Below are 18,707 nucleotides of genomic sequence, written 5' to 3'. Positions count from 1 at the left end.
TCCAAACATCAAAATTCTGAACCAGCCAACTGGTAGCAAGCGTTGAACAGCGTCCAGAGCATTGAGTTACTTCAGATTGCCGTTCTTGCGGCTGCAAGCCTAATTTTTCTGTCCACAGCCTTGAACCACCGCAATCCCTGGCGCCTGTGGACACTCATGCTCGCCATGGCCTGCATGGCAGGCGCGTTGATGAACTCGACCCAGATCTGTACGATCAGCCAACTGTTGTGCTCATCACCCAGATCGGCCGCAAGGTGCTCTACCGCCTGACCATCGCCTCAGCCATTGGTCTTCTGATCGCTGCACTCCTCCGCGAATCGCAGGGTCTGAAAGCGCTGCTCAGACCGTCGCTGATCGGAAGCTGGATCGCAGCCATCGTGTTGATGGCCGTCGGCTCACTGTTTGAGAAGCAGGGTCTGATGCTGCTGGAAGAACTATTTGAGCTGGCTGGCCAGAGCCTTGTATTGCTTAGTGCCTGGCTGCACCGGAACGCCATGCTTCCATCCAGGGCCTAGAAGCAAGCTTGGTCTCAGTTCCGATCATCCGCCGGGTTCACCCCCAGCGCCGCCACCAGCGCTTCGGCCACGGCACCGGCCTCAAGCAGCTGCAGGCCCAGCCCAGCAGCCGCCTTGGCCAGGCCGGAGCCCTTGGGCACCACCGCCCGGGTGAAGCCCAGCCGGGCCGCCTCCTGCAGCCGCAGCTCCAGCTGCCCCACGGGCCGCAGCTGGCCGCCCAGGCCCAGCTCCCCCACCAGCACCGTGCCGGGCGGCAGGGTGAGATCGCGGTAGCTGGCCACCACCGCCGCGGCCACGCCCAGATCCGCCGCCGGCTCCTCCACCTCCAGTCCCCCGGCCACCGCCAGGTAGCAGTCGAAGCGCGACAGGGGCAGGCCCAGGTGCTTTTCCAGCACCGCCAGGATCTGGTGCAGGCGATTGGCGGCGATGCCGGTGGCACTGCGGCGCGGGCTGGCGTAGCTGGTGGTGCTCACCAGGGCCTGGAGCTCCACCACCAGGGGGCGGGTGCCCTCGCAGGCCACGATCGTGGCGGTGCCGGCACTGGGCTCGTCGCTGCCGAGAAACAGCTCGCTGGGATTGGTCACCTCGGCCAGACCCCGATCGCGCATCTCAAACACCCCCAGCTCGTGGGTGGCGCCGAAGCGGTTTTTGACGGCCCGCAGCAGCCGGTGGCTGGCGAAGCGGTCCCCCTCGAAGGTGAGCACCGCATCCACCAGGTGTTCGAGCACCTTGGGGCCCGCCAGGGCACCCTCTTTGGTCACGTGGCCCACCAGCAGCAGGGCCGTGTCCTGGCGCTTGGCGATGCGGGCCAGGGCGGCGGCACATTCCCGCACCTGGGACACCGAACCGGGGGCACTACCCAGTTCGGCATCGTGCAGGGCCTGGATGCTGTCAATGATCGCCACCGCGGGCCGCAGGGCCTCCAGCTCCTGCAGCACCAGCTCCAGGTCGGTTTCCGAGAGCAGCTGAAAATCGGCCCCTGCTTCGGGCTCGCCGCCTGCATCAGACTCGTTTGAGGCAACCTGGGCCAGCCGGCGCCAGCGCAGCTTCACCTGCTGGGCCGATTCCTCCGCACTCACATAGAGCACGGACGCCCGGCTGGCCATGGCGCGGGCGCTCTGCAGCAGCAAGGTGCTCTTGCCGATGCCCGGATCACCGCCCACCAGCACCAGCGACCCCGGCACCAGCCCGCCGCCCAGCACCCGATCCAGCTCGCCGTAGCCGCTGCTGAGCCGCTGCAAAGGCCGCTCCCCCACCGCCTGGATCGGCTCGGAGCGCCGCGGCTGGCCGGCGGCGGCCGCCAGCCCCGCGGACGACTCCGCCAACGGCCGGCGGCGCCGGCTATCGGCAGCCGGCGCCGCCTTCTGCTCCACCAGGGTGTTCCAGCTGCCACAGCTGGCGCACTTGCCAAAAAACTGGCGCGCCTGGGCCCCACAGCTGGTGCACACAAAAACGGAGCTGGGCTTGGCCACGGGCAGGGCTGCGAGGAAGGGCTGGGAAGAGGGGCTGTATGAAGAAAGGTGGCGTTGATTGAAAAGTTTGCCCCTCTGGCCTTTTCAGTAGGGGCTATCTGATGTAGCAGCCCGGCTGCAGTGATGACGGCTTCCGCCCCCTCCACCATCTCCGGAACCCACCACGGCAAAGAGACCATCCTGGTCGTCGATGACGAAGCCAGCATCCGGCGGATTCTGGAAACCCGGCTTTCGATGATCGGCTACCAGGTGGTCACCGCCAGCGATGGCGTCGAAGCCCTGGAGCTGTTCAAGACCACCCAGCCCGACCTGGTGGTGCTCGACGTGATGATGCCCAAGCTCGATGGCTACGGCGTCTGCCAGGAGCTGCGCAAGGAATCGGATGTGCCGATCGTGATGCTCACGGCCCTAGGCGATGTGGCCGACCGCATCACCGGCCTGGAACTCGGGGCCGACGACTATGTGGTGAAGCCCTTCAGCCCCAAGGAGCTGGAAGCCCGCATCCGCTGCGTGCTGCGCCGCGTGGAGAAGGAAGCCGTGGCCGGCATCCCCAATTCCGGCGTGATTGCCGTAGGCGACCTGCGGATCGACACCAACAAACGCCAGGTGTACCGAGGCGACGAGCGCATTCGGCTCACCGGCATGGAGTTCAGCCTGCTGGAGCTGCTGGTGAGCCGCAGTGGCGAACCCTTCAGCCGCGGCGAAATCCTCAAGGACGTCTGGGGCTACACCCCTGAGCGCCATGTGGACACCAGGGTCGTGGATGTCCATATCTCCCGGCTGCGCTCCAAACTGGAAGACGATCCGGCCAACCCCGAGCTGATCCTCACGGCTCGCGGCACCGGCTATCTGTTCCAACGCATCGTTGACGCCGTTGCCTCCGAAGGAACCTGACAAGCGCGCCAAGCCCAGTCGGGCCATCCGCCGGCTGGTGATCTGGTATCGCCGCAACGCGGCGGTCACCAGCCTGGTGGACACCGCCGCCACCGCCGCCACCTCTGCCGCCAGCACCGCCGGGAGCATGGCGGGGACGATGGCCGGCAGCATGGCCGGAGCAGCCGGGGCCGCCACCAGCGCGGCAGGTAGCATAGCCAACACGGTGCTGCAGCCGTTGGTGTTTGATCCGCTGCGGCGCCTGCAGCGGGGGCTGGGCGGACCCGATGAGGACAAACCGATCAACGACGCCGACCGCCTCTGGGTGGCCGTCGACGGCATGGGAGGCGACTACGCCCCCGGACCGATCCTGGAAGGCTGCCTGAGGGCGGTGGAGCTGCTGCCCCTGCGGGTGCGGTTCGTGGCCGAAACAGACCGGCTGGACGCCGCCATGGCCGAAATGGGCCTCCAGGAGCAGCTCGATGCGGCCGTGGCGAGAGGCCTGATCCAGCTAGTGCCGAGCGGCCCCTCGGTGGGCATGGACGAGGAGGCCACGGTGGTGCGCAAAAAGCGCGACGCCAGCATCAACATGGCCATGGACCTGGTCAAACAGGGCCAGGCCACCGCGGTCTACTCCGCCGGCAACTCCGGCGCCGTGATGGCGTCGGCAATCTTCCGGCTCGGCCGGCTCAAAAGCATCGATCGCCCGGCCATCGGCGCCCTGTTCCCCACCAAGGACACCGAACAACAGGTGCTGGTGCTGGATGTGGGCGCCAACATGGATTGCAAGCCCAGTTACCTGCACCAGTGGGCCCTGCTGGGTCACATCTACAGCCGCGATGTGCTGCAGGTGGCCCGCCCCCGCATCGGCCTGGTGAACATCGGCGAAGAGGAGTGCAAGGGCAACGAGCTCTGCCTGCGCACCTACCCGCTGCTGGCGGAGGAGCAGCGTTTTGACTTCGCCGGCAACTGCGAAGGCCGCGACATCCTTTCAGGCAACTTCGATGTGGTGGTGTGCGATGGCTTCACCGGCAACGTGCTGCTGAAATTCCTCGAGAGCGTCGGGAGTGTGCTGCTGGATGTGATCAAGGAGGAGCTGCCCCGGGGCCGCCGCGGCAAGGTGGGCTCAGCCTTTCTGATCAACAACCTGCGCCGCATCAAAAAGCGCCTCGACCACGCCGAGCACGGCGGCGCTCTGCTCCTGGGCGTTGACGGAGTGTGCGTGATCGGCCACGGCAGCAGCAAGGCCCTCTCGGTGCTGAGCGCCCTGCGCCTGGCCCACTCCGCCGCCAGCCATGGCGTGATGGCCAACCTGCATGCCCTCTGTACAGCTGTGGTTGACTGACCCCACTGTGGGCTGATCCCGGTGTCGCTCGGCGGAGTCAACACATCAGCGGGGCTGGGCGGCATGGCCCTGGTGGGCTCCGGCAGCGCCGTGCCGGCAGCCAGCATCAGCAATCAGCAACTCAGCGAGCGGGTTGACACCAACGACGACTGGATCCGCACCCGCACCGGCATCGGCGCCCGTCGGGTCGCCGGCCCTGGCGAATCCCTCACCTGCCTAGCCACCCGTGCCGCCCAGGCCGCCCTCGACCACGCCGGCTGGGCACCGGAGGATCTCGACCTGATCCTGCTGGCCACCTCCAGCCCCGACGATCTATTCGGCACGGCGCCGCGGGTGCAGGGGGCCCTGGGGGCCACCAACGCCGTGGCCTTTGATCTCACCGCTGCCTGCAGCGGCTTTCTGTTTGCGCTGATCACCGCTGGCCAATACCTGGGCAGCGGCGCGATGCGACGGGCCCTGGTGATTGGCGCCGACCAATTGAGCCGCTGGGTCGACTGGGACGACCGCACCACCTGCGTGCTCTTCGGTGATGGAGCCGCAGCGGTGGCCGTGGAGGCCTGCGCGGCGAGCGACACGGGCCTGCTGGGCTTCCGCATGCGCTCAGACGGCAGCCGCAATGCCTGCCTCACCCTGGCCCAGGTGAATCGGCATGCCCCCCTGCTCGGCGGTCTCACGGCCCAACAGGGCGGCTTCGCCCCGATCCAGATGAACGGGCAGGAGGTCTACAAATTCGCGGTGCGCGAAGTGCCGGCGATCCTCAGCGAGCTGCTGGAGGCCACCGGCACCGCCCCAGAGCAGCTCAACTGGCTGCTGTTGCACCAGGCCAACCAGCGCATCCTTGATGCGGTGGCCGACCGCTTCGCCATGCCCCATGCCCAGGTGCTCAGCAACCTGGCCCACTACGGCAACACCTCAGCCGCCACCATCCCGCTGATGCTGGATGAGGCGGTCAAAGACGGCCGGGTGCAGCCGGGCCATCTGCTGGCCAGCAGCGGCTTTGGCGCCGGCCTCAGCTGGGGCGCGGCCCTGCTGCGCTGGGGTGGGCCACAACCCTGACAAGGAGCGACGGGTGGCCGAGACCTAATCTCCAGCCGTCTTCCTCGGAGAGCGGCAGCATGGGCATTGCCTGGGTGTTTCCTGGCCAGGGCTCACAAAAAATCGGCATGGCTGAGGCCGTGCTGGAGCTTCCTGGAGCCCAGCAGCGCTTCGAGCAGGCGTCAGCCCTGCTGGGCCGCGACCTGCTGGCCATCTGCGCGGGCACGGCAGACGGGTCATCCGAGGGCGAGCCATCCGACCTCAACGACACCCGCAACACCCAGCCGGCCCTGTGCGTAATCGAAAGCCTGCTGGCTGATGGGCTCAAGGCCCAGGGGCGCACGGCCCAGGTGGTGGCAGGCCACAGCCTCGGCGAGCTGGTGGCTTTGCACGTGGCCGGGGTGTTTGACTTCGCCACCGGCCTGGCGCTGATGAAAACCCGCAGCACCTTGATGGCCGCCGCGGGCGGCGGCGCCATGACGGCCGTGATGGGCTTCGATCGCGGCGAGCTGGAGGCCCTGGTGGCCGCTAACGATGGCGTGGTGATCGCCAACGACAACAGCAGCGCCCAGGTGGTGCTCTCCGGCAGCCCGGAAGCGGTGGCGGCCGTGAGTGGCCAGCTCCAGTGCAAGCGGGCCATTCCCTTGGCGGTGAGCGGCGCCTTCCATTCCCCCTTCATGGCTGATGCAGCCGCCGCCTTTGCCGCCGAGCTGGAGGCGGTGCCCTTCGCCGATGCGGCGATCCCGGTGCTCAGCAACACCGATCCCACCCCGGAAACCAGCGGCCCAGCCCTCAAGGCCCGCCTGATTCACCAGATGACCACCGGCGTGCGCTGGCGCGAAACCATGGAGCAGTTCAGCGCCCTGGGCATCAGCACCGCTGTGGAGATCGGCCCCGGCGCCGTGCTCAGCGGGCTGATCAAGCGCAGCTGCGACGGCATCACCACCGCCCAGATCGGCGGCGGCGCTGACCTGGGGCTGGGAATCGGCCTGTGAATCGCCCTGTCGCTGCCGTTAGGCGGGCCCTGCGCCGCCGCAAACCGGCAGAGCCGCCGGCCCTGATCCGCACACCCCGGCCCAGCCTCACCTACCGGCTGATCAGCTACCTGCTGGTGTTTCCGGTGTACCGGTTGCTGTTCCGGGGCCGCACCGCTGGCAACGCCAACGTGCCGATGGAAGGCGCCTTGGTGGTGGTGGCCAACCACGGTTCTCACCTCGATCCACCGCTGCTGGGCCATGCCCTCGGCCGTCCCGTGGCTTTCATGGCCAAGGCTGAGCTGTTTCGGGTGCCGATCCTGGGGCCGATCATCCGCGCCTGCGGGGCCTATCCGGTGTCCCGCGGCGCCAGCGACCGCGAGGCGATCCGCACCGCCACCGACCGACTGCTGGAGGGTTGGGCCACCGGCGTGTTCATCGACGGCAGCCGCCAGAGCAACGGCCGGGTCAACGATCCCCAGGCCGGTGCAGCCCTGCTGGCAGCCCGGGCCGGTGTGCCCCTGCTGCCGGTGGCGATCATCAACAGCCACCGGGCTCTCGGCCCAGGCCAGAAGGGCGCCCGCCTGGTGCCGATCCACATCCGCATCGGCACGCCGATCCCACCACCCGCCTCGCGTCGCCGCCCCGACCTCGACGCCGCCACCGCCGCCTGCCAGGCCCAGATCAATGCCCTCCTGGATCAGGGCCTGATCAGCGGGCGGCAGCTGGCCCCAGGCCTGGAACGCGCTGCGTTGCCGCCCAGCTCTTGAGGTCGCGGCCACTCAGCACCCACAGGGCCGCCCGAAGCCCATCGCCCCAGATCTTGCGGCGCCCCTCAGGCTGACAGCGATCGGCGCAGTCGACGGACTCGGGCGTGAGGTGAATGCCGCGGCTGCCCGCCACAATCCGGCCCACCAGCAGGGCCCGATCCATGTGGTCGCTGCTGGTCACCAGCAGGGCATGACGGATGCGGGCGCGGCGAAGATCGTCCACCAGAGAGGTAAAGTTGGAGAGGGTGTCGCGGGCGCGGTAGTCGAGTTGCACCTGGCTGGGCGGCAGCCCCTGGCGTTGCTCAAACAACCAGCGGGCGTACTCAGGATTGCTGCCGCCACTCACCACCACCGGCAGGCCCTGACGGGCTGCCAGGGCCGCAGCCCGCTGCTCCCGCGCCACATCGCCGCCGAGCACCAGGATCATCTGGGGTGGCGGCGGGGCCGGCCTCCACCATCCGCGGGATAGCCAGATCAGGCCTCCCGCCAGCAGCAGCACCACCCCCACCCGGGGCCGGAGGAGCGGCCGACTGGAACGGCGGTGGCGCCGAGGCCGTTGGGGTGCTCGCCCCATCAGAGCCCGGCCACCGGCGAGGTGGGATAGAGCGGCAACACGGGCTGCCAGGGGGCCTCCAGACCCTGGACGTGGGCCCGCACGCTGAGCTCCAGCAGCTGCGCCACATCGTCGGGCAGCTGGGCGGCGGATGGCAGCTGCGGGCCCGGCGGCACGGGCGTGCCCGGGGCGAACAACCGCGGCGCCTCCAACTCGAGGCAGCCCGCCCCGGCACCGCCGGGCGCTGGGGCATAGAGGCCCGCCACCACACCGCGACGGGGCAGCTCCTGCACCAGCCAGGTGGGCTCCCTGATCCCCAGGCGCTGGGCCACCAGCAGAAAACTGCCCACCCCATCGAGGGGAAGCTGCAGCTGCTGGGCCAGGGTGCGGGCCAGCACCACGGTGAGCCGGGTGCCGGTGAAGCCCCCGGGCCCCGTGGCCACTGCCAGGCGGGTGAGCTGGGGCCACTGGTGGGCCGGCAACACCTGCTCGACGCAGCTGAGCAGCTGGTTGGAGAGGCCGCGACCGAGCGGGAAGGCACGCACCTCGCCGCCGCCCGAGCCAGCATCAAGCCAGCGCACCCCCACGCCGAGCACGTCGCTGGAACTGTGCAAAGCCAAGACAGCACCCATCAGCAGCACCTCATCGGGGCAGGGCAGCGCCCGGGCATAACCGCTGCCAGCGGCCGGCATCGCGCTGGAAGCTGGCGCAGGCCCGCACATCCCATTCCACGCCCACGCCGCCCTGGGGCAAATCCTGCACCTGGACGTGGATCCGCGGCTCCTCGGGCGTGAAATCGGGCTGGAGGGCAAGGTGGGGCACACCGTGCTGCCGCTCCACCGCGTGGTAGGCCTGACAGCGGTCGACCCAGTGGCAATCCACGCAGATGCACATGCTGCCCAGGCCGAGCCAGGCGCCCATTGTGACGGCTGACCGTTCTGCCGGCGAGGTGGCTCACCAGCTGTGGCAGCGCCTGCTGGCCGAGCCCTGGCCGCTGCCGCTGGCGGCGCTGCCACCAGGCACAGCCCTGGTGGGGGGCGCCATCCGGGATGCCCTGCTGGGCCGCCTCGCGCCCCAACCCGACCTCGACTTCGTGGTGGAGGGCGATGCCATCACCCTGGCCCGCCAGCTGGCCCGGCACCACGGCGGCAGCGCCGTGGTGCTCGATGCCGACCATGGCATCGCCCGGCTCGTGGTGAAGGGCTGGAACATCGACCTGGCCCAGCGGGACGGCGCGACCCTGGAGGCCGACCTGGGTCGCCGGGATTACACCGTCAATGCCATGGCCCTGCCCCTGCCCGCCGGCGCAGGCAGCCCAGCCGGCTTGGTGGATCCCACCGGTGGCCTCGCTCACCTGCAGCGCCACCAACTGGTGGCCGTGAGCGAAGCCAACCTGCTGGCCGACCCCCTGCGGCTGCTGCGGGGCATCCGCCTGGCCTGCAGCCTCGAGTTCAGCCTGGAGCCCACCAGCCAAGCCTGGATTGAGCGCCATGCGAGCCAGCTGAGCGCAGTGGCCGGCGAGCGGGTGCTGGCGGAGCTGGAGAAGCTGGCCGAGGCCCCCGCAGGAGAGCGGGGCTTGGTGCTCGCCCTGCGCTGCGGACTGGTGCAGGGCTGGCGCGCCGATGCCGCCGCCGCCCCGGCCTTGAGCGCCCTCAGCCAGGAGCAGGCGCAGCGGCAGGGGCTGCTGGACGCCGAAGTGGCCTGGGCCCTGCCGCTGGCGCGGCTCAGCGCCCTGCTACCCCCCGAGGCCCTGATGGCACTGCGCAGCAGCCGAAAGCTGCAGCAGCGCTGCCGGGCCCTGCGGCGCTGGCGTGGGGAACTGGAGGATGCCGGCGGCTGGACTGCGCTGGCGGAGCCCAACCGCGTGGCACTGCATCGGGACCTGGACGGCGATCTGCCCGCCCTGCTGTTGCTGCTGACCCAGCCCCCCGGCAACCTGTTGGAACGCTGGCGCAACCCCCACGATCCGCTGCTGCATCCACGCCCGCCGCTGGATGGCCGCCAACTCCAACAGCAGTTGGGGATCCCGGCCGGACCCGAGCTGGGGCGGCTGCTGGATCACCTCACCCTGGAGCGGGCCTTCGGCCGACTGGGAGACGGCCCGAAGGAGCGCTCCACGGCCCTGGCGGCAGCACAACGCTGGTGGATGCAGCAGAAAGGGAGCGACGGGCTGGACAGCCGGCGTGATTAACTTTCTGAGCAAAGGCGCATCGAGAGGCTTCTCCTCGCCTGCAGAAAGTTTTTCCTACCCCTTCCCCATGAGCATTCGCCTCTACGTCGGCAACCTGCCGCAGACCTTCGATGCCAAGGAGCTTGAGGCTCTGTTCAGCGCCGTGGGCGAAGGGGTGCGCTTCAAGGCCGTCAACGATCGTGACACAGGCGCTTGCCGTGGTTTCGGCTTTGCCAACGTTGACGATCAGAAGCTGGCCGACACCGTGATCGAGCAGCTCAACGGCAAGGATTTCGGCGGCAACGCCCTGCGGATCGAGGTCTCTGAGCGCAAGGACAGCCGCAGCGCAACCCCCAGCGAGCGCCGCAACGGCAGCGCTCCCACCGCAGCCCGCAAGGCCGTCAACAAGGTGGTGCATGCCGACAACGTCGATAGCGAAGCCCCCGATCCCCGCTGGGCCGGCGAACTGGCCAAGCTCAAGTCACTGCTGGCCAACCAAACGGCCGCAGTCTGACCACCCCCATCCCCTGGACCTGGCAAGACCACAGGATTCACTTGGTGGAGGCCGGCGATCCCGGCAACAGCACCAAGGTGCTGTTGATCCATGGCTTCGGCGCCTCCGTGGGTCACTGGCGTCACAACGTGCCGGCATTGGCGCGCCAGGCCCATGTTCTGGCGGTTGATCTGCTGGGCTTCGGTGCCAGTGACAAACCACGCTCCCGGCTGGCCGACGAACCCGAGCAGCCGGGCGCCGTGCAGTACAACTTCGACCTCTGGGGTCAGCTGGTGGCCGATCTGGTGCGCGAGCGGTTGCTTCCGCACGGGGCAGGTACAGCCCCACGCGTGCACCTGGTGGGCAACTCGATCGGCGCCATGGTTGCTCTGACGGCCGCCAGAGTGCTGTTGCGCGAGGGCACCCCACCGGCCCAGGTGGTGTTGATCGACTGCGCCCAGCGCACCCTCGACGACAAACGGGCCGCCCAACTCCCAGGCTGGGAGCGGGCCAGTCGCCCCCTGGTGAAAAGCCTGGTGCGGCAACGCTGGGTGATCGCCCCCCTGTTTCGCCTGCTGGCCAAGCCGGCTTTTATCCGCAGCGTGCTGGCGCGGGCCTACCCCAGCGGAGCCAACATTGACGACGCACTGGTGACCCTGCTGCATCGCCCCAGCACCGATCCCGGGGCCACCGAAAGCTTCCGAGGCTTCGTCAACCTGTTCAACGACCACCTGGCCCCGCAGCTGCTCGCCGATCTCACTGCCGCCGACCCACCAGTGCCGGTACGGATGCTCTGGGGCGAAGCCGACCCCTGGGAAGATCCCGCCGAAGCCAGCCGCTGGGCTGACAGCTTTGCCTGCATCCAAGAGCTGAACGTGCTGCCAGGGCTGGGCCACTGCCCCCACGATGAAGCGCCTGAGCAGGTGAATCCAATCCTGCTCAACTGGATTGGCCAAGCCTGATCAGCTCAGCGCGCCTGTGCGATCACAAACGACCGCGGCAGATCCAGAAATTTGCCTGAGGTGGGCACATAGGCCCGGTGGTTGAACACGTCGTAATCCAGTTCCTCGATCACATCGAGGATGCCGCGATACAGGCGCAGCGATGCCCAAACCGGCCAGCGGGCATCGGGCGCCAGCCAGCGCACGCCTGCCTCTGAACGGGCGAACCAGTCGCGGGCGCGGGCAAGCTGAAACCGCATCAATTCACGCCAGCTGTCGTTGAGGGTGCCGGCCATCAGCTCAGCCTCGCTGTAGCCGAAACGGGTGAGGTCCTCCTGGGGCAGATAGATGCGGCCGCGGCCGCGATCTTCACCCACATCGCGCAGGATGTTGGTGAGCTGATTGGCGATCCCCAGCGCCACAGCGGCCTCGCTGGTGTCGGGCCGCGCACTCCATGGAGCTGAGGTGTAGGCGGGGTCCACGCCCATTACCTCCTGGGTCATCAGGCCCACGGTGCCCGCAACCCGATAGCAATAAAGCTTGAGCTGCTCAAACGTGGCGTAGCGGCTGGTGGTGAGGTCCATCCGCATCCCCTCGATCATGTCGAGATAGGGCTGGATCGGTTGGGGGTAGCGCTCGATCGTGTCAACCATCACCCGATCCAGGCCATCCCGCACCTTGCCCGCGAACAGTTCCCGGGTGCGCCGCTCCCAGCTGTCCAACCGGGCCGCCAGCTCCTCCACCGGGCGAGCCATCGCCTCCGGGCTGTCCATCAGCTCATCCGTGCGGCGGCACCACACGTAAATCGCCCAGATCGCCCGCCGCTTGGGAGAGGGCATCAGCAGGGTGCCCAGATAAAAGGTTTTGGCCCACTCCGCCGTCTCGCGGCGGCAGGCCTCATAGGCCTCCTCCAGGTTTAGAACCGAGGAAACAACCACGCTCAGACCGCCACCGGGACCCCTGCCGCCGACTGGGCCACGGGGGACGTGGCGATCGCCTGGGCGCACTGCTTACCGCTGAGCACCGCTCCTTCCATCGACGCCAGGTAGCGCTGCATCGTATAGCAGCCGGCCAGAAAGAAGTTGGGGATTGGCGACGCCTGGTCGGGCCTGAGCTGCTGGCAACCCGGCACGGTTTTGTAAACCGACAGGGGCGTTTTCACCACGATCGACTTGCGCAGCTGGGCCTGGTTGTCTCCGGTGAAGTGCATCGGGAACAGGCGCTTCAGCTCCTCCATGGTGGCGGCCACGATTTCCTCATCGGGGCGACCGATCCAATCCTTGGCCGGGGCAAACACCAACTCCAACATGGAACGCTCAGGGTCTTCATATTCCTTGCAGGTGTTGCTCATGTCGGCATAAACGCTCAGCAGCGGGCTGCGGCTGAACAGCAGATGATCGATCTCGGTGAGCTTGCGGTCAAACCAGAGGTGGATGTTAATCACCGGCACACCATTGAGGCCATCGAGCTTCTTGAAATAAGGAATTTCCTTCCAGGGCTCGGGCAGCAGCAGCTTGAAGGGATCCACCGGCATGGCACTCACATAGGCATCCGCCGTGAGCGTGCGCGGCTCCTGGCCCTTGATGCCACCGATCTGGAACGCCTTCACGCTGCCGTCGGCATTGAGCTCGATCTGGCGCAGGGGGGCATTGAGGTGCACCTCCCCGCCACGGGCCTCGATGTAGTCGACGATCGGCTGGCACAGCCGCTGGGGCGGATTGCCATCGAGAAACGCCATCTTGGAGCCATCGCTCTCCTGCAGGAAGCGGTTGAGGGCAGTCAGCACCACCGTGCTGGAGATCTCCTCAGGATCGATGAAGTTCAGCGCCTTGGCCATGGCGATGAACACCTCGTCATTCACCCGCTCGGGGATGTTGTGCAGCCGCAGCCACTCGGTCCAGGAGTATTGATCGCACTCCTCCACGTACTGCTGACCGCGCAGCATCGCCGGCACGAGGCCGAGGCCGAAGGAGATCTTCTCGGGCCAGGTGAGCAAGTCGTTGTTGCCGAGGATCGCGGCCACCCCATTGAAAGGGGCTGGGATATCAGGAAAGTCGAAGCGGCTGTAGGTGCCGGGGGTTTCCTTCTGGTTGAAGATCATCGAGTGGCTCTTCCACTGCAGACGGTCTTCGATGTCCAGCTCCTTAAACAGCTGGCGCATGTTGCGGTAGGCGCCGAAAAAGATGTGCAGACCGGTCTCGTACCAGTCGCCGTCTTCGTCCTGCCAGGCCGCAACCTTGCCGCCCAGCACATCTCGAGCCTCCACCACCACCGGGGTGTGGCCGGCATCACAGAGGTATTTGGCACACGACAACCCGGCCAGTCCTGCTCCGGCGATGACGACGCGCATACCCATCCTTGAATCCAATGACAACCTTAAAGGGGGGCTTCCGACCTTCGCGGCCTGGAGGGTTTCTAGAGTTGGCTGATCGGGTGCCCGCAACTGCTTCCCCATGGCCGACTTAAGCCCTGCCGACCCTCTCACTGCTGCAGCTCCGAACGCAGAGACCCTGCTGAAGTCCACAACCCGTCACGTGCGGCTGTTCACAGCCCGGGTTGACAACGGCAATTTGGTGGCGGATCCCAGCCAGCTCACCATGGATGTGGATCCAGACAACGAATTCCTCTGGGACGCCCCGGTGCTGGCCAAGGTGCAGGAGCGCTTCCGGGAGCTGGTGGCAGCCCAGGCCGGCGCCGACCTCACGGAATACACCCTGCGCCAGATCGGCTCAGAGCTCGAAGGCCTGATCCGCCAGCTGCTGCAGGCCGGGGAGCTTCGCTACAACTCGGATGCCCGCGTGCTCAACTACTCCATGGGCCTGCCCCGCAGCACCGAAACCCTGTGAGCCGCTCCCGCCCGTCCGACTACGGCAATGGCCGCTCCGGCGGCAGTCGATCCAGCAGCGGTCGCTACGCCGAGGAGCGTTTTGACGACGACCGCTATGGCCCTGGGTCCTATGGGCGAGGAGAACCGCGGCGGCCAGCAGGGCGCAGCGGGGGTGGGGGCAAGGGCGCTCCAGGGGGCGGCCCCGGTGGCAACGGACCTGGTGGCAACGGCCCCTTTCAATTCAACGTAGGAACCCTGGCGATCCTGGCCGGCGTGCTGGTGGTGGGCATCGGCATCGGCACTGCGATCTCCAGCACCACCCAGGGCGACCAGGGCAACATCGCCAGCTCCCAGCAGCTCGACTTGGCTGTGCCCGATCCGGAATTCTGCAAGCAGTGGGGCGCCAGCGCCTTCGTGATGGACATCGAGCTCTACACGACCATGAACCCCAGCTCGAGTTTTGTGACCCAGCCGGCACTCAAGCCGGGCTGCGTGATCCGCCGGGAGAACTGGAGCGTGCTGCAGAAGGAAGGGGCCGTTACCGCCGAGCAGATGCGGCAGTGCAAGCAGCGGATGAACACCTTCGCCTACATCGGCTCGGTCAAGGACAAACCGATCGTGCGCTGCGTGTATCAGACCGACATCAGCGAGAACAAATTCCTCACCAAGGGCGTCGCTGACGACACCGTGGGCATCACCCCTGAAGCCGATCAGTTCTGAGTGGCAGCGGCAGGGGTCTCCTGCTGCAGCGGCCGGCGCAGGGGGCTATCGGGGCTGGCGAACACCGGCAGCACCTCCTTGCGGAAGGCATCGGCGGCCCGTGAGCAATAACGGGCCGGGTGGGTGATCAACTTCAACTGGCGGCGCACCAGCAGATCAGCCACCTGGGGGCGGTGCAGCGTGCCGGCCGAAAGCTCCCGCTCGATCGACACCACCGGCAGGAACGCAGCCCCCAAGCCCGACTGCACGGCGTTTTTGATCGCCTCAAAGGAGTTGAGCTCCATCTCGATCTTGAGGCGGCCCACATCGAGGCCGGAGCGGGCCAGCAGCTGGTCGACCATCTTGCGGGTCGTCGACTGGGCATCAAGACAGACAAAGCCCAGTCGGTAGAGGTCGTCCTTGGTGAGCTCGGGCAGGCGGGCCAGGGGGTGCTTCACCGGCAGCACCAGGGCCAGTTCGTCGCTGGCATAGGGCACCACCTGCAGCAGCTCACCGAGCTCGGTGGGCAGCTCGCCGCCGATGATGGCCAGATCAACCTGGCCATTGGCCACGCTCCAGCCCGTGCGACGGGTGCTGTGCACCTGCAGCTGCACGGCCACCTCCGGGTATTTCTGGCGGAACAGGCCAATCATCCGCGGCATCAGATAGGTGCCGGTGGTCTGGCTGGCGCCCACGATCAACGAGCCACCGCGAAGATTGTGCAGGTCTTCCAGGGCTCGACAGGCCTCCTGGCACTGGCTGAGGATCCGGTCGCAGTAGCTGAGCAGCAGGTGGCCGGCCTCGGTGAGCTGGGCCTTGCGCCCACCGCGATCAAACAGGCTGACGCTCAGCTGCTTCTCCAGGTTCTGGATCTGCAGACTCACCGCCGGCTGGGTGACGTACAAACTGTCGGCGGCCTTCTTGAAGCTGCCCTCCGAGGCGATAGCCCGCAGGATGCGGAGCTGATCAAGGGTGAAAGGCAGATCTGCCATCGGGTTGCCTGGGTGGGCCTGGGCCTGCCGGCTGGCGAGGAGAAAACTCTAGGGGGGAAGTTGGGCAGCGAGAATCAGAAACTTCACAACTCCCCACCCGGCCTGTGCCCCCCAGCTCTCTCCACAACAGCAGTTGGGTGATGCTCGGCCTGCTGCTGGCCTTCGCCGTGATCCACAGCGGGGGCGCCTCGCTGCGGGCCTGGGGCGTGGAGCGCATCGGTGAGCGGGCCTGGCGGCTGTTGTTTGCCGCCGTGAGCATTCCCTCGGCAGTGGTGGTAATCGGCTACTTCCTGGCCCACCGCTACGACGGCATCCGCCTCTGGAACCTGCAAGACCAGCCTTGGATCGTGCCGCTGGTGTGGACCGGCACCGCCATCAGCTTCCTGTTTCTGTATCCAGCCACCTACAACCTGCTGGAGATCCCGGCGGTGCTCAAACCCCAGGTGCGGCTCTACGCCACGGGAATCATCCGCATCAGCCGCCACCCCCAGGCCGTCGGACAGATCCTCTGGTGCGTCACCCACCTGCTCTGGATCGGCAGCAGCTTCATGGTGGCCACTTGCGCCGGCCTGATCGCCCACCACCTGTTTGCGGTGTGGAATGGCGACCGTCGCCTGGCCAACCGCTTCGGGGCTGCCTTCGAGGAACTCAAGGCCAGCACCTCGGTGCTTCCCTTCAAGGCCGTGCTCGATGGCCGCCAGCAGCTGGTGCTCTCCGAATTCCTGCGGCCGGCCCAGCTGGGCATCGGCATTGCCGTGGCGGTGTTCTGGTGGGCCCACCGCTACATCGGCCTTGGAGCCACCGCCTTCTCCCGGTCGGCCCTGGGCCACTGGCTGGCCTGAGGGTTGGCCTGATGGGCGCCCCCGCACAGGGCAGAGGCCCAACCTGAACGGCTGCCTACACTTCCCCCAACCAGCCTGCGCCGCATGCCGTCAGCCGCCGAACTCGCCTGGTTGATCCCGGTGCTGCCCCTGGCCGGAGCCTGTCTGACGGGCCTGGGGCTGATCAGCTTTAACCGCACCGTCAATCGGCTGCGCAAACCCGTGGCCTGGCTGCTGATCAGCTGCGTTGGCGCCGCGGCGGTGCTCAGCTATGCCGTGCTGGCCCAGCAGCTGGCCGGAGCCGGCCCCACCGAGGTGCTGTTCAACTGGGCCAGCGCCGGCACGTTCAACCTGCAGATGGGCTTCCGGGTGGATGCCCTCGGAGCGGTGATGCTGTCGCTGGTCACCACCATCGCCGTGCTGGTGATGGTCTATTCCGATGGCTACATGGCCCACGACAAGGGCTACGTGCGCTTCTTCACCTATCTGGCCCTGTTCAGCAGCTCGATGCTGGGCCTGGTGATCAGCCCCAACCTGCTGGAGATTTACGTGTTCTGGGAGCTGGTGGGCATGTGCTCCTACCTGCTCGTGGGCTTCTGGTACGACCGCGACGGCGCCGCCAATGCCGCCCAGAAAGCCTTCGTGGTGAACCGTGTGGGCGACTTCGGCCTACTGCTGGGGATCCTCGGCCTGTTCTGGGCCACCGGCAGCTTCGGCTTTGAAGAGATCGGCAGCCGGCTGCAGGAGGCCGTGGCCGGCGGCAGTCTCTCCAACGCTGCGGCAATCCTGCTGTGCCTGCTGGTGTTCATGGGCCCGATGGCCAAATCGGCCCAGTTCCCCCTGCATGTGTGGCTGCCCGATGCCATGGAGGGCCCGACGCCGATCTCAGCCCTGATCCACGCCGCCACGATGGTGGCCGCCGGCGTGTTCCTGGTGGCCCGGTTGCAGCCGGTGTACGAGCCCTTCCCGGCGGTGCAGGCCACGATTGCGGTGATTGGCACGATCACCCTGTTTCTGGGGGCCTCGATCGCCCTCACCCAGATGGACCTCAAGAAGGGGTTGGCCTACAGCACCGTCTCCCAGCTCGGTTACATGATGCTGGCGATGGGTTGCGGCGCCCCGGTGGCGGGCATGTTCCACCTCGTCACCCACGCCTTCTTCAAGGCGATGCTGTTTTTAGGCTCCGGCTCGGTGATCCACGCCATGGAAGAGGTGGTGGGCCATGAGCCGGTGCTGGCCCAGGACATGCGCCTGATGGGCGGCCTGCGCAAGTTCATGCCGATCACCAGCACCACCTTCTTCATCGGCTGCATTGCCATCAGCGGCATTCCGCCCTTGGCAGGCTTCTGGAGCAAGGACGAAATCCTGGGGGTGGCCTTCGGCCAGTTCCCGATCCTGTGGGTGGCCGGTTTCGTCACCGCCGGCATGACGGCGTTCTACATGTTCCGGCTGTACTTCCTCACCTTTGAGGGCGAGTTCCGCGGCGGCGACAAGGCGATGGCAGCCCAACTGATGGCGGCTGCCGGTAAAACCGCTGAGGACCACGGCGATGACCATGGCCACAGCGACGACCGTGGTCACAGCCAAGCCAAGCACCCCCACGAATCCGGCTGGCAGATGGCCATGCCCCTGGCGGTGCTGGCGGTGCCGTCGGCGCTGATCGGCCTGCTCGGCACCCCGTGGAACAGCCGCTTCGGCAATCTGCTGGATCCCCAGGAGGCCGCCGAAGTGGCCGAGCACTTCAGCTGGGGGGAGTTTCTGCCCCTCGCCGGAGCCTCGGTCGGCATCTCCGTGGCCGGCATCAGCGTGGCGGTGCTGGCCTACGCCCTGCACAAACTCGATCTGGGCACCGCGGTGGCGGCCCGCTTCCCGGCCGTCAACGCCTTCCTGGCCAACAAGTGGTATCTCGATGCCATCAACGACAAGTTGTTCGTGCAGGGCAGCCGAAAGCTGGCCCGCCAGGTGCTGGAGGTGGACTCGAAGGTGGTGGATGGGGTCGTCAACCTCACCGGCCTGGTGACCCTCGGCAGCGGCGAGGGTCTCAAGTACTTCGAAACCGGCCGGGCCCAGTTCTATGCCCTGATCGTGTTTGGCGGTGTCATCGCTCTGGTGGTGTTGTTCGGCTCGCTGGGCTGAGCGCAACCGCTCAGCCCAGCGAGCCGAACACCGCCGAGGGGCCGGCTCTCTAGCCAACCAGCACCCTCCCTCCAGCGCACAGAGCCCTCTC

General features: G+C 67.3%; 20 protein-coding genes. 13 read left to right on the top strand and 7 right to left on the bottom strand.

The genetic code is table 11. The annotated features are described in order from the left end of the window. Positions 1 to 146 precede the first annotated feature (146 nt). On the top strand, positions 147 to 515 hold the full coding sequence (locus tag KBY65_RS07615) for a hypothetical protein (protein ID WP_255001078.1): 369 nt from the start codon (positions 147 to 149) through the stop codon (positions 513 to 515). 14 nt (positions 516 to 529) lie between these two features. On the opposite strand, the gene radA is transcribed toward KBY65_RS07615, so the two are convergent. Then, the gene (radA, locus tag KBY65_RS07610; RefSeq protein ID WP_255001077.1) at positions 530 to 1,987 is read right to left on the bottom strand and encodes a DNA repair protein RadA; all 1,458 of its coding nucleotides are present in this window, start codon (positions 1,985 to 1,987) and stop codon (positions 530 to 532) included. Positions 1,988 to 2,110: 123 nt separating this feature from the next. On the opposite strand from radA, the gene rpaB reads away from it, so the two are divergent. The 5 genes from rpaB (at position 2,111) to KBY65_RS07585 (ending at position 6,984) form a co-directional block, all read left to right on the top strand. Then, entirely contained in the window at positions 2,111 to 2,881 is a 771-nt protein-coding gene (gene rpaB, locus KBY65_RS07605; protein ID WP_094560710.1) for a response regulator transcription factor RpaB, read from the top strand. Then, positions 2,862 to 4,205, top strand: a complete 1,344-nt coding sequence (gene plsX / locus KBY65_RS07600; protein WP_255001147.1) for a phosphate acyltransferase PlsX — start codon at positions 2,862 to 2,864, stop codon at positions 4,203 to 4,205. Before rpaB ends, plsX begins: the two co-directional genes overlap by 20 nt. 63 nt (positions 4,206 to 4,268) lie before the next feature. After that, positions 4,269 to 5,261 carry a beta-ketoacyl-ACP synthase III gene (locus KBY65_RS07595; protein WP_255001145.1) on the top strand — a complete coding sequence of 331 codons (993 nt, stop codon included), beginning with the start codon at positions 4,269 to 4,271 and terminating at the stop codon, positions 5,259 to 5,261. A gap of 59 nt (positions 5,262 to 5,320) precedes the next feature. After that, on the top strand, positions 5,321 to 6,235 hold the full coding sequence (fabD, locus tag KBY65_RS07590; protein WP_254988140.1) for an ACP S-malonyltransferase: 915 nt from the start codon (positions 5,321 to 5,323) through the stop codon (positions 6,233 to 6,235). After that, positions 6,232 to 6,984 (top strand): lysophospholipid acyltransferase family protein, encoded by a 753-nt coding sequence (locus KBY65_RS07585; RefSeq protein ID WP_254988138.1) that lies wholly within the window; start codon positions 6,232 to 6,234, stop codon positions 6,982 to 6,984. The genes fabD and KBY65_RS07585 overlap by 4 nt, the downstream gene beginning before the upstream one ends. On the opposite strand, the gene KBY65_RS07580 is transcribed toward KBY65_RS07585, so the two are convergent. Genes KBY65_RS07580 through KBY65_RS07570 form a run of 3 tightly spaced genes read right to left on the bottom strand, consistent with a single transcriptional unit; the run spans position 6,926 to position 8,431 of the window. After that, positions 6,926 to 7,558 (bottom strand): YdcF family protein, encoded by a 633-nt coding sequence (locus KBY65_RS07580; RefSeq protein ID WP_094560720.1) that lies wholly within the window; start codon positions 7,556 to 7,558, stop codon positions 6,926 to 6,928. The genes KBY65_RS07585 and KBY65_RS07580 overlap by 59 nt on opposite strands. Further along, positions 7,558 to 8,229 (bottom strand): tRNA (adenosine(37)-N6)-threonylcarbamoyltransferase complex dimerization subunit type 1 TsaB, encoded by a 672-nt coding sequence (gene tsaB / locus KBY65_RS07575; RefSeq protein ID WP_315859712.1) that lies wholly within the window; start codon positions 8,227 to 8,229, stop codon positions 7,558 to 7,560. The genes KBY65_RS07580 and tsaB overlap by 1 nt, the downstream gene beginning before the upstream one ends. Further along, the gene (locus tag KBY65_RS07570) at positions 8,180 to 8,431 is read right to left on the bottom strand and encodes a Ycf34 family protein (RefSeq protein ID WP_254988167.1); all 252 of its coding nucleotides are present in this window, start codon (positions 8,429 to 8,431) and stop codon (positions 8,180 to 8,182) included. Before KBY65_RS07570 ends, tsaB begins: the two co-directional genes overlap by 50 nt. A gap of 28 nt (positions 8,432 to 8,459) precedes the next feature. On the opposite strand from KBY65_RS07570, the gene KBY65_RS07565 reads away from it, so the two are divergent. The 3 genes from KBY65_RS07565 (at position 8,460) to KBY65_RS07555 (ending at position 11,162) form a co-directional block, all read left to right on the top strand. Beyond that, positions 8,460 to 9,728 (top strand): CCA tRNA nucleotidyltransferase, encoded by a 1,269-nt coding sequence (locus KBY65_RS07565; protein ID WP_255001071.1) that lies wholly within the window; start codon positions 8,460 to 8,462, stop codon positions 9,726 to 9,728. Between the two features lie 67 nt (positions 9,729 to 9,795). Further along, positions 9,796 to 10,221 (top strand): RNA recognition motif domain-containing protein, encoded by a 426-nt coding sequence (locus KBY65_RS07560; protein ID WP_255001070.1) that lies wholly within the window; start codon positions 9,796 to 9,798, stop codon positions 10,219 to 10,221. A 44-nt stretch (positions 10,222 to 10,265) separates the two neighbouring features. Beyond that, positions 10,266 to 11,162 carry an alpha/beta fold hydrolase gene (locus KBY65_RS07555; protein ID WP_233128617.1) on the top strand — a complete coding sequence of 299 codons (897 nt, stop codon included), beginning with the start codon at positions 10,266 to 10,268 and terminating at the stop codon, positions 11,160 to 11,162. A 5-nt stretch (positions 11,163 to 11,167) separates the two neighbouring features. Here the strand turns inward: KBY65_RS07555 and KBY65_RS07550 are convergent, their stop codons facing one another. Together KBY65_RS07550 and pds are read right to left on the bottom strand one after the other, a co-directional pair. After that, a complete protein-coding gene (locus tag KBY65_RS07550; RefSeq protein WP_409996633.1) occupies positions 11,168 to 12,079 on the bottom strand; it encodes a phytoene synthase in 912 nt (303 codons plus the stop codon). 2 nt (positions 12,080 to 12,081) lie between these two features. After that, on the bottom strand, positions 12,082 to 13,491 hold the full coding sequence (gene pds, locus KBY65_RS07545) for a 15-cis-phytoene desaturase (RefSeq protein WP_094560728.1): 1,410 nt from the start codon (positions 13,489 to 13,491) through the stop codon (positions 12,082 to 12,084). A gap of 103 nt (positions 13,492 to 13,594) precedes the next feature. On the opposite strand from pds, the gene KBY65_RS07540 reads away from it, so the two are divergent. Together KBY65_RS07540 and KBY65_RS07535 are read left to right on the top strand one after the other, a co-directional pair. After that, positions 13,595 to 13,987: an NAD(P)H-quinone oxidoreductase subunit M gene (locus KBY65_RS07540; RefSeq protein WP_094560730.1), complete on the top strand. Its 393-nt coding sequence runs from the start codon at positions 13,595 to 13,597 to the stop codon at positions 13,985 to 13,987. Further along, positions 13,984 to 14,688, top strand: coding sequence for a DUF3172 domain-containing protein (locus tag KBY65_RS07535; RefSeq protein WP_094560732.1), 705 nt, complete (start codon positions 13,984 to 13,986; stop codon positions 14,686 to 14,688). The genes KBY65_RS07540 and KBY65_RS07535 overlap by 4 nt, the downstream gene beginning before the upstream one ends. Here the strand turns inward: KBY65_RS07535 and KBY65_RS07530 are convergent. Beyond that, positions 14,679 to 15,659, bottom strand: coding sequence for a LysR family transcriptional regulator (locus tag KBY65_RS07530; protein ID WP_094560734.1), 981 nt, complete (start codon positions 15,657 to 15,659; stop codon positions 14,679 to 14,681). The two genes, KBY65_RS07535 and KBY65_RS07530, sit on opposite strands and share 10 nt — an antisense overlap. A gap of 140 nt (positions 15,660 to 15,799) precedes the next feature. Here KBY65_RS07530 and KBY65_RS07525 point away from each other — a divergent pair, with 140 nt between their 5' ends. After that, positions 15,800 to 16,501: an NnrU family protein gene (locus tag KBY65_RS07525; protein WP_255001142.1), complete on the top strand. Its 702-nt coding sequence runs from the start codon at positions 15,800 to 15,802 to the stop codon at positions 16,499 to 16,501. An 84-nt stretch (positions 16,502 to 16,585) separates the two neighbouring features. Next, on the top strand, positions 16,586 to 18,616 hold the full coding sequence (locus KBY65_RS07520; RefSeq protein WP_254988133.1) for an NAD(P)H-quinone oxidoreductase subunit 5: 2,031 nt from the start codon (positions 16,586 to 16,588) through the stop codon (positions 18,614 to 18,616). Positions 18,617 to 18,707 lie beyond the last annotated feature (91 nt).

This window comes from Cyanobium sp. Alchichica 3B3-8F6, from assembly GCF_024346435.1.
GTDB lineage: Bacteria > Cyanobacteriota > Cyanobacteriia > PCC-6307 > Cyanobiaceae > Cyanobium_A.
This window is presented reverse-complemented; position numbering and strand designations above follow the sequence as displayed.

What these genes read in the sequence shown, in the direction of transcription:
- tsaB (WP_315859712.1), bottom strand. Translation starts at nt 8,229, where the DNA reads ATGCCGGCCGCTGGCAGCGGTTATGCCCGGGCGCTGCCCTGCCCCGAT.
- rpaB (WP_094560710.1), top strand. Translation starts at nt 2,111, where the DNA reads ATGACGGCTTCCGCCCCCTCCACCATCTCCGGAACCCACCACGGCAAA.
- pds (WP_094560728.1), bottom strand. Translation starts at nt 13,491, where the DNA reads ATGCGCGTCGTCATCGCCGGAGCAGGACTGGCCGGGTTGTCGTGTGCC.
- KBY65_RS07560 (WP_255001070.1), top strand. Translation starts at nt 9,796, where the DNA reads ATGAGCATTCGCCTCTACGTCGGCAACCTGCCGCAGACCTTCGATGCC.
- KBY65_RS07570 (WP_254988167.1), bottom strand. Translation starts at nt 8,431, where the DNA reads ATGTGCATCTGCGTGGATTGCCACTGGGTCGACCGCTGTCAGGCCTAC.
- fabD (WP_254988140.1), top strand. Translation starts at nt 5,321, where the DNA reads ATGGGCATTGCCTGGGTGTTTCCTGGCCAGGGCTCACAAAAAATCGGC.
- KBY65_RS07525 (WP_255001142.1), top strand. Translation starts at nt 15,800, where the DNA reads ATGCTCGGCCTGCTGCTGGCCTTCGCCGTGATCCACAGCGGGGGCGCC.
- KBY65_RS07595 (WP_255001145.1), top strand. Translation starts at nt 4,269, where the DNA reads ATGGCCCTGGTGGGCTCCGGCAGCGCCGTGCCGGCAGCCAGCATCAGC.
- KBY65_RS07530 (WP_094560734.1), bottom strand. Translation starts at nt 15,659, where the DNA reads ATGGCAGATCTGCCTTTCACCCTTGATCAGCTCCGCATCCTGCGGGCT.
- KBY65_RS07580 (WP_094560720.1), bottom strand. Translation starts at nt 7,558, where the DNA reads ATGGGGCGAGCACCCCAACGGCCTCGGCGCCACCGCCGTTCCAGTCGG.
- KBY65_RS07520 (WP_254988133.1), top strand. Translation starts at nt 16,586, where the DNA reads ATGCCGTCAGCCGCCGAACTCGCCTGGTTGATCCCGGTGCTGCCCCTG.
- KBY65_RS07540 (WP_094560730.1), top strand. Translation starts at nt 13,595, where the DNA reads ATGGCCGACTTAAGCCCTGCCGACCCTCTCACTGCTGCAGCTCCGAAC.